Consider the following 16,267-nt stretch of genomic DNA (forward strand, 5'->3'; position numbering starts at 1 on the left):
ATACCAGGCGGGTCCGGCACGTGCATCGACGTGAGCCGCCGCCCGGTTCGTCATCCCTTCGCGCTCTCGTCCCGTCCCCGGGTACTTGAGGAGCCAGACTCGCGAAGGAGAGTCCCTTGACCACGAAGTCCGCGGCCGCGGCAACCAGGGCCACCGTGTACGGCTACCCCCGGCAGGGCCAGGGCCGGGAGCTGAAGAAGGCCATCGAGGGCTACTGGAAGGGCACGGTCACCGCCGACGCCCTGCGGGAGGCGGCGGTCGGCCTGCGCCGGGAGAACTGGGCGCAGCTCGCCCAGGCCGGGGCCTCGGAAGTGCCCACCGGCGACTTCTCGCTCTACGACCACGTACTGGACACCACGGTCGCCGTCGGCGCGATCCCGGCCCGCCACCGGGCGGCCGTCGAGGCGGACGCGCTGGACGGCTACTTCGCCATGGCGCGCGGCACCCAGGAGGTCGCGCCGCTGGAGATGACCAAGTGGTTCGACACCAACTACCACTACCTGGTGCCCGAACTCGGCCCGGACACCGTCTTCACCGCGGACCCGGCCAAGGCCGTCGGGGAGTTCCGGGAGGCGCTGGCGCTCGGCCACACCGCACGCCCCGTGCTGGTCGGCCCCCTCACCTACCTGCTGCTCGCCAAGCCCGCCCCCGGTGTCGCCGAGGACTTCCAGCCGATCACCCTGCTGGACCGGCTGCTGCCCGTCTACGCGCAGCTGCTGGCGGACCTGAAGGCGGCCGGCGCCGAGTGGGTGCAGCTGGACGAGCCCGCGCTGGTGCAGGACCGCACCCCGGCCGAGCTGAACGCCGCCGCCCGCGCCTACCGTGAGCTGGGCGGCCTGGCGGACCGTCCGAAGCTGCTGGTCGCGAGCTACTTCGACCGCCTGGGTGAGGCCCTGCCGGTGCTGGCCAAGGCCCCGGTCGAGGGCCTGGCGCTGGACTTCACGGGGCCCGCCGCGGCGAACCTGGACGATCTGGCCGCCGTCGGCGGGCTGCCCGGCAAGCGGCTGGTCGCCGGGGTGGTCGACGGGCGCAACATCTGGATCAACGACCTGGAGAAGTCGCTGGCCACCCTGGCGACCCTGCTGGGCCTCGCCGAGCGGGTCGACGTCGCGCCGTCGTGCTCCCTCCTGCACGTGCCGTTGGACGCCGCCGCCGAACGCGACGTCGACCCGCAGATCCTGCGCTGGCTCGCCTTCGCCAAGCAGAAGGCCAGGGAGGTGGCGCTGCTGGCCCGGGGCCTGCGCGAGGGCACGGGGGCGATCGCCGCCGACCTGGCCGCCAACCGCGCCGACCTCGCCTCGCGCGCCAACTCGCCGATCACCCACGACCCGGCGGTGCGCGCCCGTACCGCCGCCGTCACCGCCGACGACACCCGCCGCGCCCAGGCCTACCCGCAGCGGGCCGAGGCCCAGCGCGCCCGGCTCGGCCTGCCGCTGCTGCCGACCACCACGATCGGCTCGTTCCCGCAGACCTCCGAACTGCGGGTCGCGCGGGCCGACCTCACGGCGGGCCGGATCGACGCCCCGGCCTACCGGGAGCGCATCGAGGCGGAGGTCCGGGAGGTCATCGCCTTCCAGGAGAAGGCCGGACTGGACGTCCTGGTGCACGGCGAGCCCGAGCGCAACGACATGGTCCAGTACTTCGCCGAACAGCTCACCGGCTACCTCGCCACCCGGCACGGCTGGGTGCAGTCCTACGGCACCCGGTACGTGCGCCCGCCGGTCCTGGCCGGGGACATCTCCCGCCCGCACCCGATGACCGTCGACTGGTTCGGCTACGCGCAGGGCCTCACCGACCGCCCGGTCAAGGGCATGCTCACCGGCCCCGTCACGATGCTCGCCTGGTCCTTCGTCCGCGACGACCAGCCGCTCGGCGACACCGCCCGCCAGGTCGCCCTCGCCCTGCGCGACGAGGTCACCGACCTGGAGGCCGCCGGCGCGGCCGTCGTCCAGGTCGACGAGCCGGCCCTGCGCGAGACCCTGCCGCTGCGCGCCGCCGACCGCCCGGCGTACCTGGCGTGGGCGACCGAGTCCTTCCGCCTCGCCACCTCCGGGGTACGGGCCGACACCCAGGTCCACACCCACATGTGCTACGCCGAGTTCGGCGCGATCATGACGGCGATCGACGAACTCGACGCGGACGTCATCTCGCTGGAGGCCACCCGCTCGCACATGGAGGTCGCCGGCGAACTCGCCGGGGCCGGCTACCCGCGCGAGGTCGGCCCGGGCGTCTGGGACATCCACTCCCCGCGCGTCCCGAGCACCGACGAGGCCATCGCCCTGCTGCGCGCGGGCCTCGCGGCCATCCCCGCCGAGCGGCTCTGGGTCAACCCCGACTGCGGCCTGAAGACCCGCGGCTGGACCGAGACCCGCGCCTCGCTCGACAGCCTCGTCGGCGCCGCCCGCCACCTGCGCGCGGAGCTCGCCGGCTGACCCCCCGGTGACGCGACCCGGCCGGGCCCCGCACGCCGTGCGGCGCCCGGCCGGGTCGGCCCGGGACCGTCCCCGGGCGGGCTGCCGCAACGGCGGCCCGGCCCGTTTCACCCGGACCCGGTTAGCCCGAGGTTCTGGTAGATCTCCGTCGTCACCGTGGAGAAGTTCATGGTCATGAAATGCAGCCCGGGAACTCCCTCGGAGAGCAGGCGTCGGCACATTCCGGTGGCGTGATCGATACCGATCGACCGGACGGCCTTCGGGTTGTCCTGCTGCTTCAGCATGCTTTCGGAAAGCTCGTCGGGAATGGCGGCGGTGGTCAGTGCCGGAATCCTCCGAAGTGACCGGATACTGGTCACCGGCATGATCTCCGGAATGACCGGAACGGTGCAGCCGGCCGATTCCAGTCGATCCCGGAAACGGAGGTAGCTGTCCACGTCGAAGAACATCTGGGTGATGGCGTAGTCGGCTCCCGCCCGGCACTTCTCGATGAAGTGCCTGATCTCGAAATCCCAGTCGGGGGACCTCGGGTGCAGGTCCGGGAAGGCGGCCACACCGACGCAGAAGTCGCCGGACTCCTTGATCAGCCGCACCAGGTCGGCGGCGTACTCCACTCCGTCGGGGTGGCGGTGCCAGGTGCCCAGCGGATCGCCCGGCGGGTCGCCGCGCAGCGCCAGGATGTTGCGAACGCCCTGGTCGGCGTAGTGGCCGAGAATGTTCCGCAGTTCGGCGACGCTGTGGCCGACCGCGGTCAGGTGGGCGGTCGGCGTGAGGGTGGTCTCCTGCGCGATGCGGCCGGTGACGTTCACCGTCCGCTCCCGTGTGGACCCGCCGGCACCGTAGGTCACGGAGACGAAGGTGGGGGACAGCGCTTCCAGGCGCCGGATCGCATTCCACAGGCCGACCTCCGCTTCGGCGCTCCGGGGCGGCATGAATTCGAACGAATAGGAAAGCCTGCCGGTCGCGAGGAGTTCGCGGATGGAGGTCGCCCGATCCGTCCGCGTGGAGGGAATTCCGAGTGTCATGGCAGGAGGTTAACCAGCCGGGCTCGCGGTAGTCCTCAAGTGTCCACTCTGTGATACGAATTCTCTCGGGGGTGCGAGTTGGGAGACGGGTGGGGCGGGCGGCACAATGAGTTCATGAAAAGACCTTCGCAGGTATTGTCGGGACTGCCCGGATGGGATCGGTGCGCGGTGATGGGAGTCGTGAACGTGACCCCCGACTCGTTCTCGGACGGCGGCCGCTGGCTGGACCCGGGGCGCGCGGTGGACCGTGGACTGCTGCTGGCCGAGCAGGGCGCGGACATCGTGGACGTCGGCGGGGAGTCGACCCGGCCGGGAGCGACCAGGGTGTCCGAGGAGGAGGAACTGCGCCGGGTCCTGCCGGTGGTGCGCTCGCTCACCGACAAGGGCGTCCTGGTCAGCATCGACACGATGCGGGCCCGGGTCGCCGAAGCGGCGGTGGAGGCCGGCGCCCGGATCATCAACGACGTCAGCGGGGGCCGGGCCGACGCGGGCATGGCCCGCGCCGCGGCCAGGGCCGGAGTGCCCTTCGTCGTCATGCACTGGCGCGGGCAGTCCGCCCACATGGACGAACTGGCCGCGTACGAGGACGTCGCGGCCGAGGTGATCCGTGAGGTCGCACGGCAGATGGACACGGTGGTGTCGGCCGGGGTCGACCCCGCCCAGGTCATCGTGGACCCGGGCCTCGGCTTCGCCAAACGCCGGCAGGACGACTGGGCGCTGCTGGCGTCGCTGGACGCCTGGCGCGTACTGGGGCGCCCGCTCCTGGTGGCGGCCTCGCGCAAGCGCTTCCTGGGCGAGTTGCTGGCCGACCCGCGGACGGGCGAGGCCCGTCCGGCCCGGGAACGCGACGCGGCCACCGCGGCGGCCAGCGTCCTGGCCGCCGCGCAGGGCGCGTGGGCGGTGCGGGTGCACGAGGTCCGGGACACCGCCGACGCAGTCCGGGTCGAGGCCGCGATCCGAACCAACCGGGTCTGAGAGAGGAAGTGCGGGCCATGCCACGTCCGACCGGGCGGAAGATCTACGCCCACGCCAAGCTGCGCCGACTGCGCCGCGAGCACGGCATGAACCAGGTCGAGCTGGCGCGCGAGCTCGGCATCTCGACCAGCTACCTCAACCAGATCGAGCACAGCCAGCGTCCGCTGACCGCCGCCGTGCTGCTGCGGATCGCCGAGGTGCTCGGGGTCGACCCGGAGTTCTTCTCCGAGGCCGAGGAGGAACGCCTCGGCACCGACCTGCGCACCGCGCTCGCGGACGAGGCCTGTGGCGGAGCCGTGCCGACGGAGGAGATCGCGGAGGTGAGCCGGAACCACCCGGAGGTGGCACGGGCCCTGGTCGCGCTGCACCGCGGCTACCGCGAGGCGCTCGCGCGCGTCGTCGACCTCGGTGAGCCCGGCACCGGGGCGGGCATCCGCCCGGCCGAACCCCATGACGAGGTCAGGGACTTCTTCTACACCCACCACAACCACATCGCCGCCCTGGACGAGGCGGCGGAGCGGACCGCGCGGTGCCTGGCGACGACGACCGCGGGCCGCACCGCCGCCGCGCTGGCCGCCCGCCTCGGCGAGCGGCACGGGGTGCGGGTGCTGGACGCCGACCACCGGCGGCCCGGCGACCTGCGGCGCTACGACCCGGCGGCCGGCACGCTGCGGCTCTCACCGTGGCTGGCCGACGGCCGGCGTGCCTTCCAACTCGCCACCCAACTGGCCCTGCTGGAGCACCGGCCGCTGCTCGACACGCTCGTGGCGGCGGCCGGGCCCGGCCTCACCTCACCCCAGGCCGCCGACCTGGCCAGGATCGGCCTGGCCAACTACTTCGCCGGCGCCCTGCTGATGCCGTACACCGCCTTCCACACGGCCGCCGAGGAGCTGCGGTACGACGTCGAGCTGCTCCAGGCCCGCTTCGGGGTCGGGTTCGAGACGGTCTGCCACCGGCTGAGCACCCTCCAGCGTCCGGGCCGACGCGGCGTCCCGTTCTCCTTCCTGCGCGCCGACCGGGCGGGCAACATCTCCAAGCGCCAGTCCGCGACCGACTTCCACTTCTCCCGCCTCGGCGGCACCTGCCCGCTCTGGACGGTCTACGAGGCCTTCTCCGCGCCCGGCCGGATCCTGACCCAGGTCGCCGAGATGCCGGACGGGAAGCGCTACTTCTGGATCGCCCGCACCGTCTCCCACGGCGGCTTCGGGCACCGCGCACCGCGCAGCGAGTTCGCCGTCGCGCTCGGCTGCGAGCTGCGCCACGCCCACCGCCTCGTCCACGCCGAGGGCGTCGCGCTCGACGCTCCGGGAGCGGCCACCCCGATCGGGCTGGGCTGCCGGATCTGCGAGCGCCGCGACTGCGTCCAGCGCGCCCGCCCGCCGGCGGGCGGGCGCCTGGCGGTCGAGCCGGACAGCCGCAGCCGCGTTCCCTACGCCGTGCTCGGTGACAGCCCCGGCACCGGGCGCTGGCCGGGGCCGTCGTAGCAGGCGAGCGGGCGGATCAGGGAGTTGTGGGCGAGCTGTTCGGTGATGTGGGCGGTCCAGCCGGTGATGCGGCTCATCACGAAGACGGGTGTGAAGACGGGGGTGCCGAAGCCCATCAGATGGTAGGCGAGGCCGGCGGGGTAGTCGAGGTTGGGGTGGATGCCCTTGCGTTCCAGCATCGCCTCGCGCAGTGCGGCGTGCAGGGCGGCCAGCCGGGCCGTCCGGGGGTCGGCGCTGCGGGCCACCAGGGCGTCCAGGGCGGCCTGCATGATCGGGACGCGGGAGTCGCCGTGCCACAGCAGGTAGGCGACCTCCTCGAAGGAGCGCTGGGCGGCGAGGTCCTGGACGGGGTAGCCGCGGTAGGTGAGGGAGTTGGTCTCCTGGATGACGGTGGAGATCCCGGTGGTGTCGACGACGACACCGGCGAGTCCGCGGTGGATCCCGGGTGCGGTGGTGGGCATGGCTGGTCTCCGATGCGGGGTCAGGCGCCGGGCGGGAGGGTGAAGTCGAAGACGGCCGAGTCGAAGGCCGCGTACTGCTCGTAGCCGAGGAGTTCGTACAGCCGGGAGCGCGGCTGCATGCGCGGCAGCAGCGACTCCTGGGTGCCCTCGGCGGCGAGGGTGCGCAGACCCTCCTCCACCGCGCCCATGGCCAGGCGCAGCAGGGTGACGGGGTAGAGCGCGATCTCGTACCCGAGGTCCTGGAGGGTGCGGGCGTCGAGCAGCGGGGACTTGCCGAACTCGGTCATGTTGGCGAGCAGCGGGACGTCGACGGCCTTGCGGAAGGCCTCGAACTCGGCCTCGTCGGCGAGGGCTTCGGGGAAGACCGCGTCGGCTCCGGCGTCGACGTAGGCCTTGGCCCGGTCGATCGCCGCGCGCAGTCCCTCGACGGAGCGGGCGTCGGTGCGGGCCATCAGCAGGAAGTCGGGGTCGCGCCGGGCGTCGACGGCGGCCCGCAGGCGGCGGGTCATGTCCTCGCGGGGGACGACCGCCTTGCCGTCGAGGTGGCCGCAGCGCTTGGGGTTGACCTGGTCCTCCAGGTGCAGGCCGGCGAGGCCGGCGTCCTCCATCAGCTGGACGGTGCGGGCGGCGTTCATGGGTTCGCCGAAGCCGGTGTCGGCGTCGATCAGCACCGGGAGGTCGGTGACCCGGGTGGTCTGCTGGGCGCGGGCGGCGACCTCGGTGGCGGTGGTGAGGCCGATGTCGGGCAGGCCGAGGTCGGCGGCGAGGACGGCGCCGGAGAGGTAGGCGGCCTCGAAGCCGAGGTCCTGGATGAGCCGGGCGGAGAGCGGGTTGAGCGCGCCGGGCATCGTCAACAGCCGCCCGGTGGCGAGGCGTTCGCGCAGGGCGCGGCGGCGCTGGGCGGGGGTGGTGCGGGTGTGCAGCATCAGAGCAGGCCCTTCGGGAGGAGTGCGTCGAACGCGCGCACGGCCTCGGTGTCGACGGCCGGGAAGAGCTCGTCCAGGTCTGCGGCCTTCAGCTCGGCGAGATCGGCGGCGGCTGCCAGGAAGCGGTCCTGGTCGGCGGGGGAGACGATGCCCTCGGCCAGGGTGCGGAACTTCCGCTGGTAGGCGGGGCGGTCGAAGGGGCGGGCGCCGGCCGGGTGGGCGTCGGCGACGGCCAGCTCGTCCTCGATCACCGTGCCGTCGTCCAGGGTGATCACCACGCGCCCGCCGAAGGCCCGGCGTTGCGGATCGGGGTCGTGGTAGCGGGCGGTCCACTCCGGGTCCTCGACCGTGGTGATCTTCTGCCAGAGCGCCACGGTCTCCGGGCGTTGGGCCCGCTCGGGGGCGTAGGAGCGCTCGTGGTGCCAGGCACCGTCCTCCAGGGCGACGGCGAGGATGTACGGGATCGAGTGGTCGAGGGTCTCCCGGCTCGCAGTCGGGTCGTACTTCTGCGGGTCGCCCGAGCCGGAGCCGATGACGTGGTGGGTGTGGTGGCTGGTGTGCAGGACGACCGAGCGGACGCCGTCCAGGGGCCCGGTCCTCTCGCGCAACCGCCGGGCCAGGTCGATGATCGCCTGGGCCTGGTACTCGGCGGAGTGCTCCTTGGTGTAGGTGTCCAGGATCGCCCGCCTCGGCTCGCCGGGCGCGGGCAGCGGCACGGTGTAGTCGGACCGCGGGCCGTCGAGCATCCAGGCGAGGAAGCCGTCCTCGCCCTCGTAGACGGGGGACGGGGAGGTCTCACCGCGCATAGCCCGGTCCACCGCCTCGATCGCGGCCTTGCCGGCGAAGGCGGGGGCGAAGGCCTTCCAGCTGGAGATCTCGCCCTTGCGGGACTGCCGGGTGGCCGTGGTGGTGTGCACGGCCTGCTGCACCGCCTGGTACACGGTCTCGGTCGGCAGCCGCAGCAGCGCGCCGAGCCCGCAGGCGGTGGCCGCGCTCAGGTGCGCGACGTGGTCGATCCGGTGGGCGTGCAGGCAGATGCCCCGCACCAGGGCGACGTGGACCTCGTAGGCGGCGACGATGCCGCGCAGCAGGTCGGACCCGCTGCGGCCGGTGTGCTGGGCGACGGCCAGCAGCGGCGGGATGTTGTCGCCGGGGTGGGAGTAGTCGGCGGCGAGGTAGGTGTCGTGGAAGTCCAGCTCGCGCACGGCCGTGCCGTTGGCCCAGGCCGCCCACTCCGGCGAGACCCGGGCGGTGCTGCCGAACACCCGGGCGCCCGGCGCGCCGTGGTGGGCGAGCGCCTGGGACCGGGCCACCGCCACGGGCCGGCGCAGCAGCGACGCGACGGCCACCGCCGCGTTGTCGATCACCCGGTTGACGGCCATGCCCGCGCCGGCCGGGTCCAGCTCCTCGGTGCCGGTGGCGACGGCGGCCAGCTTCCAGGCGAGCTGCTCCTCAGGCGGCAGCCGGTCGGCGCTGGGGTGGACGCGGACGTGGTGCTCGATCACGGGACTCCTCGGGGGCGCTCGACGGCTCTCGGTCTTGCATGACCGAGCCTGCTCGTCGGACGGCCGATGATCCAGCATGCCAACCGGTGGAATCCGTACGGCGGATTCCTGCGAACCTGCGAAACCTGCGAAACCTGCGAAACGCAGGAACGCCGGGCGGTGCTGAGGGGAGCACCAGGCAGGCGTCGCCCCTGCACCAGAGGATCAGGGGCCACGCCGACTTCGTGCCGGCGCCGCCCCGATCACCGGCCTGCGCACGCAGGCGGGAGGAATCCGGCTACACGAAGTTGCCGATCACCATGCCGTTGTACAGGCGCAGGGTCGACGCGAGGTCCGTCACGTAGATGTTGGGCGAACAGGACGGGCGTGTCCCACCGAGCGGATTCTTGCAGTTCTCTCCCTTGATGCTCGCGGACAGGATTCCCGCGGCGAACTTGTTCCCCTGCGTGCCGTACGAGTACACGGGGCCGCCGCTGTCCCCCTTCCCCGCCATGTTCTTGCCGGCGACCTGGTCGAGCTCGCTCACCACGCGCGTGGATCCCTCGATCTTCTTCTCCTGGTCCGTGCTGACGGCCCTTCCGCCGCAGACCTCCCCCGTGAGCGCGCCGCTCACGCAGAACTCCATGCCGGCGTAGAGGGTGCCGGGGCCGGTGAACTTCGACGTGGTCTGGGTCGTCGACTTGACCGGCCCGCCGGTGTAGAACCACGGCGAGGCCTTGTCCACCGAGATGAACGCACTGTCGTGACGGACGATCTCGTCCGCCACCTTGCCGATCACCAGGCCGTTGCCGCTCTTGACCGTGGTGCCGGACGACACGCAGTGCTCGGCGGTGATCAGGTAGTACTGGTCGTATCCCGCGGGGTTGTGCTCCTTGGGCCACTTGGCGCCGAAGGCGGACGTGCAGGTCGCGTTCAGACCCCCCACGGTGGTCTTGATGAGGGATCCGCCGAACCAGGGGGAGCCGTCCGCCTCCCGCAGACCCGTGTTGTGGGCGGCTTCCTCCGGCGCGACGGTGACGGGGATGCCGTGGGTGAGGCTGTCCGGGATCGAGGCCGTGCTCTGCAGGGAGGCCCGAGCGTTGTCCTGGGCTGCGAGCTGTGCGGCGTCGACGCCGATGTTCAGTGAGTTGCTGTCGTTGCTCGGCCCCGCGCTGATGATCTCCGCGCCGTTGACGCGGAGGTCGGACGTGATGATCGCGTGCGCCCGTTCCTTCAGCTCCTCGGCGTTGTAGCGCGAGGGAACGACCGAGACGGCGACGCCTCGGGCACGCTGGGCGGCGACCAGACCACCGATGTCCTGGGGAACCTCCCCCTTCCAGTAGAGGGTGTACCCCTCGTCCTTCACGGACACGACGATGTTGCCGTACCCGGTGGCCGGGTCCAGGTGAGCCTGCCGGTTGACCTCGTCCGCGGCCTCGACTATCCGCTCCTGGGCCTCGGCGAAGGCCTCGGCGGTGGAGCCGGTCGCCGGATCGGCCGACGCGGCGAAGGCCGGCCCCGACATCAACGGCGCAGAGAGGACCAAGGAAACCCCGCTGAGCAACGCAGCCAGCCGTCGGCCATGATGTGTCATCAACTTTCCTGCCTGTCGGGACGATTGCGCTTCTCGTGTACACGCACTTACGGGCTACAACGCGTCGCCCCGGGCGTCCGGTTCAGCAGGGCCCGGCGGCTCAGGCGCTCGCGGCGTGGTGGACGTGGAACCCCCGGCCGCTCTTGCGGCCGAGCAGTCCGGCCTCGACCATGCGGGAGAGTAGGGGCGGCGGCGCGTAGAGCGGTTCCTTGTACTCCTCGTACATGGACTCGGCGATGGCCTGCACGGTGTCCAGGCCGATGAGGTCGGCGAGTTGGAGCGGGCCCATGGGGTGGGCGCAGCCGTGGACCATGCCGGCGTCGATGTCCGCCGGGCTGGCGTGGCCGGCCTCGGCCATCCGGACGGCGGAGAGCAGGTAGGGCACCAGCAGGGCGTTGACGACGAAGCCGGCCCGGTCGCGGGAGCGGATGACGTGCTTGCCGAGGGTGTCCCGGGTGAAGGCCTCCACCCGGTCGAGGACGGTCGGGGCGGTGTGCAGCGAGGCGACCAGTTCGACGAGCGGCATGACGGGGGCGGGGTTGAAGAAGTGCAGGCCGAGGACGTGGGAGGCGCGGTCGGTGGTGATGCCGAGGCGGGTGACCGGGATGGCGGAGGTGTTGGTGGCCAGGACGGCGTCGTCGGCGACGAGCACCTTGTCCAGGGTGCTCAGCACCTCGGTCTTGACCCGTTCGTCCTCGACGACGAGTTGGCGGTCGGCGAGCGCTTCCAGGTCGTCGGCGAACAGCAGGTGGGCCCAGGCGTCCGTGCGCTGCTGCTCGTTGATCCGGCCGCGGTCGACGGCGCGGTGCAGGGAGCGGTCGATCCGGCTGCGGGCGGCGCGCAGGGCGTCCCGGCCAGCCTCGCAGACGACGGTGTCCAGGCCGGCGCGGGCGAAGACCTCGGCGATGCCGGAGCCCATCTGTCCGGCGCCGACGACCGCTACGCGGCGGATGTCGTTCATGGGGTGCTGCCTCCGTGGTCGGGCGGCTCAGGCCGCGGTGCGGATCCGCACGAGGTGGCGGGCGTAGGCCTCGGTGGTGAGGAAGGCGGGCAGTTCGGCGCCGAGGGCGGTCTCCTCCAGGATCCGTACGGCGTCGTCCACCAGCGCCGGGTCGGCGCCCTCGGCGAGCAGGGCGGCGCGTTCGCGGTCGATCAGCCGCCGTACGAGGTCGGGGGTGGCGAGCGATCCACCGGTCAGCCGGGAGCAGTGGTGCTGCCACTGCCAGATCTGGCAGCGGGCGATCTCGGCGGTGGCGACGTCCTCCATCAGGCCGAAGACGGCGACGGCCCCGGAGCCGCCGAGCCAGGCCGTCAGGTAGCGCAGGGCGACGGCGACGTTGGAGCGCAGGCCCTGTTCGGTCGGCAGGCCGACGGACAGCCTGTGCACGCCGAGCAGGTCGGCGGCGGTGACCTCGACGTCCTCGCGGGTGCGGTCGAGCTGGTGCGGGCGGCCGTCGAGGACGGTGTCGAAGGCGGCCCGGCAGGTGGCGACGAGGCCGGGGTGGGCGACCCAGGAGCCGTCGAAGCCGTCGCCGGCCTCGCGCTCCTTGTCGGCGCGGACCTTGGCCAGGGCCGCCTCGTTGGCGGCGGGGTCGCGCTGCGGGATGGCGGCGGCCATGCCGCCGATGGCGTGGGCGCCGCGGCGGTGGCAGGTGCGCACCAGCAGGTCGGTGTAGGCGCGCAGGAAGGGCTGGGTCATGGTGAGGGTGGCGCGGTCCGGCAGGACGTAGCGGGGGCCGTGCGTGGCGAAGTTCTTGATCAGGCTGAACAGGTAGTCCCAGCGCCCGGCGTTGAGGCCGGCCGCGTGCTCGCGCAGCTCGTACAGGATCTCGTCCATCTCGAACGCGGCGGTGATGGTCTCGATCAGCACGGTGGCGCGGATCGTTCCGTGCGGGATGCCCAGTTCGTCCTGGGCGAAGGTGAAGACGTCGTTCCACAGCCGGGCTTCTAGGTGGTTCTCCAGCTTGGGCAGGTAGAAGTACGGGCCGCTGCCGCGCTCGATCTGCCGCCGGCCGCAGTGGAAGAGGTGCAGGCCGAAGTCGACCAGCGCGCCGATCGCCGGGCGGCCGTCGATCAGGAGGTGCTGCTCGTCGAGGTGCCAGCCGCGCGGGCGCACGACGATGGTGGCGGGCGTGTCGCCGATCCGGTACCGCTTGCCCTCCGGGGTGGTGTCGTCGATCCGGCGCTCGATCGCGTCGAGCAGGTTCAGCTGGCCGGAGAGCAGGTTGTGCCAGGTGGGGGAGGTGGCGTCCTCGAAGTCCGCCAGCCACACCTTGGCGCCGGAGTTGAGCGCGTTGACGGCCATCCGGCGTTCGGGCGGGCCGGTGATCTCCACCCGCCGGTCCGCCAGGCCGGGGCCGGCGCCGGCGACCCGCCAGGTCGGGTCCTCACGGACGGCGCGGGTCTCGGGCAGGAAGTCCAGGGTGCCTCCGGCGGCGAGGAGCGCACTGCGGCGGCGGCGCTCGGCGAGGAGTTCGGCGCGGCGGTCGGCGAAGGCCTCGTGCAGGCGTGCCACGAAGTCCAGGGCGGCAGGGGTGAGGATCTCGTCGAAGCGGTCCTCGTGTTCGCCGAGGACGTCGATGCGGCTGGGCTGGCTCATCCGGTTTCTCCAAGAGAGTGGGCCCGGGGCCTCGTCCCTCAACGAGGCCCCGGGCGGCGGGGTGAAGGGCGGTCTCTCCCCAAGGAGGCCGCCAGGGCGGCTCAGTGGAACTGCTCGGCCTCGGTGGAGCCGGTCAGGGCGAGCGTCTCGGCGTTCGGGTTGAGCGCGGTGGAGACCAGGTCGAAGTAGCCGGTGCCGACCTCGCGCTGGTGCTTCACGGCGGTGTAGCCCTGCGGCACGGCCGCGAACTCGGCCTCCTGGAGGTCGACGTAGGCCGTCATCCCGTGCTCGGCGTAGCCGCGGGCGAGCTGGAACATCGAGTGGTTCAGCGCGTGGAAGCCGGCCAGCGTGATGAACTGGAAGCGGTAGCCCATCGCGCCCAACTCCCGCTGGAACTTGGCGATCTGGTCGTCGTCCAGGGCCGCCTTCCAGTTGAAGGACGGCGAGCAGTTGTAGGCGAGCATCTTGTCCGGGTACTCGGCCTTGAGCGCCTCGGCGAACTCGCGGGCCTGGGCGAGGTCCGGGGTGCCGGTCTCCACCCAGATCAGGTCCGCGTAAGGGGCGAACGCGAGGCCGCGCGAGATCACCGGGGCCATGCCCGGCTCGACCCGGTAGAAGCCCTCGGCGGTGCGCTCGCCGGTGCAGAACCGGGCGTCGCGCTCGTCGACGTCGCTGGTCAGCAGGTTGGCGGCGAGCGCGTCCGTGCGGGCCACGATCAGGGTCGGCACGTCGGCGATGTCGGCGGCCAGGCGGGCGGAGTTGAGGGTGCGGACGTGCTGGGCGGTGGGGACGAGCACCTTGCCGCCCAGGTGCCCGCACTTCTTCTCCGAGGCGAGCTGGTCCTCGTAGTGGATGCCCGCCGCGCCGGCCGCGATCATGCCCTTGGTGAGCTCGAAGGCGTTCAGCGGACCGCCGAAACCGGCCTCCGCGTCGGCGACGATCGGCACCAGCCAGTCCGGCCCGCCGTCCGCCCCTTCCGCCGCGTCGATCTCGTCGGCGCGCAGCAGCGCGTTGTTGATCCGACGCACCACCTGGGGAACGGAGTTGGCCGGGTAGAGGCTCTGGTCCGGGTAGGTCTGGCCGGCCTGGTTGGCGTCGGCCGCGACCTGCCACCCGGACAGGTAGATCGCCTGCAGCCCGGCCCTCACCATCTGCACGGCCTGGCCACCCGTCAGCGCGCCGAGGGCGTGCACGTAGTCCTGCTCGTGCAACTGCCGCCACAGGCGCTCGGCGCCCCGGCGGGCCAGCGTGTGCTCCTCGCGGACGGTGCCGGACAGCCGCACGACCTCGGCCGCCGAGTACGTGCGCTCGATGCCCGCCCACCGCGGGTCGGACGCCCACCGGGCGGCCAGCGCCGCCGCCTGCTGCTCCTGCTGCTGCCGGACCGACTGAGTCATGGGTCTGCTCCCCAGGGGTGCTCGTTGCGAAGGTTGTGAGGTACCTCACCGCGAGGGCGAGTGGGCGGCCGGGCGGTGCCGGGCGGCGGCGTAACACCGCAGGACGTGGACGCCCGGACAGCCTGCCCGGCCGCGACCGGGCTGGTCTTCCGCTGCTGTCCTGCGCACCTCCCGGCCGCACCACCGACTCTGGCACCCCGCGGAGCCGCCGTCACCGATGGACCACTGCCAACTTCTGCGAACGGTCTTCGGCACATCTGCGAAGGTTGCGACGACTTGACCCCCCGCGGTGCGGCTAGGCTTCCCGCACCGGGTCGGTCGATGCGCGCAGTGGGGGAGAACGACACGATGGGAAAGGCCTTCGCCGGCGCCCGGCTGCGCCGCCTGCGCGAGGAGCGCGGACTCAGCCAGGCCGCCCTCGCCCGGCTGATCGACCTCTCACCCAGCTACCTCAACCAGCTGGAGCACGACGCCCGCCCGCTCACCGTGCCCGTCCTGCTGCGCCTCACCGAGGCCTTCGGTGTCGAGGCCGGGTACTTCGCCCCGCCCGACAGCGCCCGGCTCACCGCCGAACTGCGCGACGCGCTCGGCGAGGAGCTCGCGGCCGGACGGGTCACCGCCGGGGACCTCGACGAGGTGGCCGCGCGCCTGCCCGCCGTGGCGCGGCTGCTCATGGACCTCGGCCGCGGCCGACGGGCGGTCGCCGAGCAGCTCGCCGTCCTCGCCGGGGATCGTGGCCCGGCGCCCGACACCCTCACCCCGCACGAACAGGTCCGCGAGTTCTTCTACCGCCGCCAGAACTACCTCCACGAACTCGACACCGCAGCCGAGGAGTTGGCGAGATCCATCGGCCTGCGGCGCGGCGAGGTCAGGGCGGTGCTGGCCGACCGGCTCGCCTCCGGCCACGGTGTACGGACCGTCGCCGGAGGCGAGCACCTGCACCGGTACGACCCGCGCAGCAGGGTCCTGAGCCTGTCGGACCGGCTGCGCCCGGGCCAGCAGGCGTTCCGGATGGCCACCCAACTCGCCTACCTGGAACACGATCCGCTGCTGTCCGAACTCGCGGCCCAGGAAAGCCCGGAAGGCTCCACCGCCTGGTCGCTCACCCGGATCGGCCTGGCCAACTACTTCGCCGCCGCCCTCGTGCTGCCGTACGCCGCCTTCCACGCCGAGGCCGAATCGGCGCGCTACGACATCGAGCACCTCGCCGACCACTTCGGCGTCGGCTACGAGACGGTCTGCCACCGGCTCAGCACCCTCCAGCGGCCCCGGCTGCGCGGCGTGCCGTTCTCCTTCGTCCGGGTCGACCGGGCCGGCAACGTCTCCAAGCGCCAGTCCGCGACCGACTTCCACTTCTCCCGCACCGGCGGCACCTGCCCGCTGTGGAACGTCTACGAATCCTTCGCCGCCCCCGGCCGGGTCCACGTCCAGGTCGCCGCCATGCCCGACGGCCGGCGCTACCTCTGGACCGCCCGCGCCGTCACCCGCTCACCCGGCGGCTGGGGCCGCCCCGGCAAGACCTTCGCCATCGGCCTCGGCTGCGAACTCCGCCACGCCGCACGGCTCGTGTACTCGGCGGGACTGGACCTCGGCGACGTGGCGGCCGCCACCCCGATCGGGCTCGGCTGCAAGGTGTGCGAACGCCCGGCGTGCCCGCAGCGCGCCGCGCCCGCCATCGGCCGGCCGCTGGCGCTCGACGAGCACACCAGCACCTTCATCCCCTACCCCGCGCTGCCCGATCCCCGGAACTGAACGCCGCCGGCCGGCGTACCGACCCGGCCGACCGAGCCCGACGCCCCTCCGTCCGAGCCCGACGCCCAACGGTTCACCCCCGACGGGCTTCGCGCGGGCACCGCCCGACCCGCCCCCGGAATCCTGCGGTTGCCCGGA

At 72.7% G+C, this 16,267-nt stretch carries 12 protein-coding genes; 4 read left to right on the forward strand and 8 right to left on the reverse strand.

Going from position 1 to position 16,267, the window contains the following annotated elements; all coding sequences use genetic code 11:
- Positions 1 to 116 precede the first annotated feature (116 nt).
- Positions 117 to 2,432 carry a 5-methyltetrahydropteroyltriglutamate--homocysteine S-methyltransferase gene (metE, locus tag AB0O19_RS14940; RefSeq protein ID WP_363619698.1) on the forward strand — a complete coding sequence of 772 codons (2,316 nt, stop codon included), beginning with the start codon at positions 117 to 119 and terminating at the stop codon, positions 2,430 to 2,432.
- A gap of 107 nt (positions 2,433 to 2,539) precedes the next feature.
- Here the strand turns inward: metE and metF are convergent, their stop codons facing one another.
- Positions 2,540 to 3,457, reverse strand: coding sequence for a methylenetetrahydrofolate reductase [NAD(P)H] (metF, locus tag AB0O19_RS14945; RefSeq protein WP_363619700.1), 918 nt, complete (start codon positions 3,455 to 3,457; stop codon positions 2,540 to 2,542).
- A 114-nt stretch (positions 3,458 to 3,571) separates the two neighbouring features.
- Here metF and folP point away from each other — a divergent pair, with 114 nt between their 5' ends.
- Both folP and AB0O19_RS14955 read left to right on the forward strand, forming a co-directional pair.
- On the forward strand, positions 3,572 to 4,432 hold the full coding sequence (folP, locus tag AB0O19_RS14950) for a dihydropteroate synthase (RefSeq protein ID WP_363619702.1): 861 nt from the start codon (positions 3,572 to 3,574) through the stop codon (positions 4,430 to 4,432).
- Positions 4,433 to 4,449: 17 nt separating this feature from the next.
- Positions 4,450 to 5,916 carry a short-chain fatty acyl-CoA regulator family protein gene (locus AB0O19_RS14955; protein WP_363619704.1) on the forward strand — a complete coding sequence of 489 codons (1,467 nt, stop codon included), beginning with the start codon at positions 4,450 to 4,452 and terminating at the stop codon, positions 5,914 to 5,916.
- On the opposite strand, the gene AB0O19_RS14960 is transcribed toward AB0O19_RS14955, so the two are convergent.
- The 7 genes from AB0O19_RS14960 to aceA form a co-directional block, all read right to left on the reverse strand.
- Positions 5,862 to 6,377, reverse strand: a complete 516-nt coding sequence (locus AB0O19_RS14960; RefSeq protein WP_363619706.1) for a citrate/2-methylcitrate synthase — start codon at positions 6,375 to 6,377, stop codon at positions 5,862 to 5,864. The genes AB0O19_RS14955 and AB0O19_RS14960 overlap by 55 nt on opposite strands.
- A gap of 20 nt (positions 6,378 to 6,397) precedes the next feature.
- On the reverse strand, positions 6,398 to 7,303 hold the full coding sequence (gene prpB / locus AB0O19_RS14965; RefSeq protein ID WP_363619708.1) for a methylisocitrate lyase: 906 nt from the start codon (positions 7,301 to 7,303) through the stop codon (positions 6,398 to 6,400).
- Complete coding sequence (locus AB0O19_RS14970) at positions 7,303 to 8,808, reverse strand: MmgE/PrpD family protein (RefSeq protein WP_363619710.1); 1,506 nt, start codon at positions 8,806 to 8,808, stop codon at positions 7,303 to 7,305. The genes prpB and AB0O19_RS14970 overlap by 1 nt, the downstream gene beginning before the upstream one ends.
- A 277-nt stretch (positions 8,809 to 9,085) precedes the next feature.
- Entirely contained in the window at positions 9,086 to 10,312 is a 1,227-nt protein-coding gene (locus AB0O19_RS14975; protein ID WP_363619712.1) for a hypothetical protein, read from the reverse strand.
- Between the two features lie 169 nt (positions 10,313 to 10,481).
- Positions 10,482 to 11,342: a 3-hydroxybutyryl-CoA dehydrogenase gene (locus AB0O19_RS14980; RefSeq protein ID WP_363619714.1), complete on the reverse strand. Its 861-nt coding sequence runs from the start codon at positions 11,340 to 11,342 to the stop codon at positions 10,482 to 10,484.
- A 27-nt stretch (positions 11,343 to 11,369) separates the two neighbouring features.
- A complete protein-coding gene (gene aceB / locus AB0O19_RS14985) occupies positions 11,370 to 12,980 on the reverse strand; it encodes a malate synthase A (RefSeq protein WP_363619716.1) in 1,611 nt (536 codons plus the stop codon).
- Between the two features lie 101 nt (positions 12,981 to 13,081).
- On the reverse strand, positions 13,082 to 14,377 hold the full coding sequence (gene aceA / locus AB0O19_RS14990; RefSeq protein WP_363619718.1) for an isocitrate lyase: 1,296 nt from the start codon (positions 14,375 to 14,377) through the stop codon (positions 13,082 to 13,084).
- A gap of 348 nt (positions 14,378 to 14,725) precedes the next feature.
- On the opposite strand from aceA, the gene AB0O19_RS14995 reads away from it, so the two are divergent.
- Entirely contained in the window at positions 14,726 to 16,129 is a 1,404-nt protein-coding gene (locus tag AB0O19_RS14995) for a short-chain fatty acyl-CoA regulator family protein (RefSeq protein WP_363619719.1), read from the forward strand.
- Positions 16,130 to 16,267 lie beyond the last annotated feature (138 nt).

Origin of the sequence: Kitasatospora sp. NPDC091276 (assembly GCF_040684355.1) — a bacterium.
Lineage (GTDB): Bacteria > Actinomycetota > Actinomycetes > Streptomycetales > Streptomycetaceae > Kitasatospora.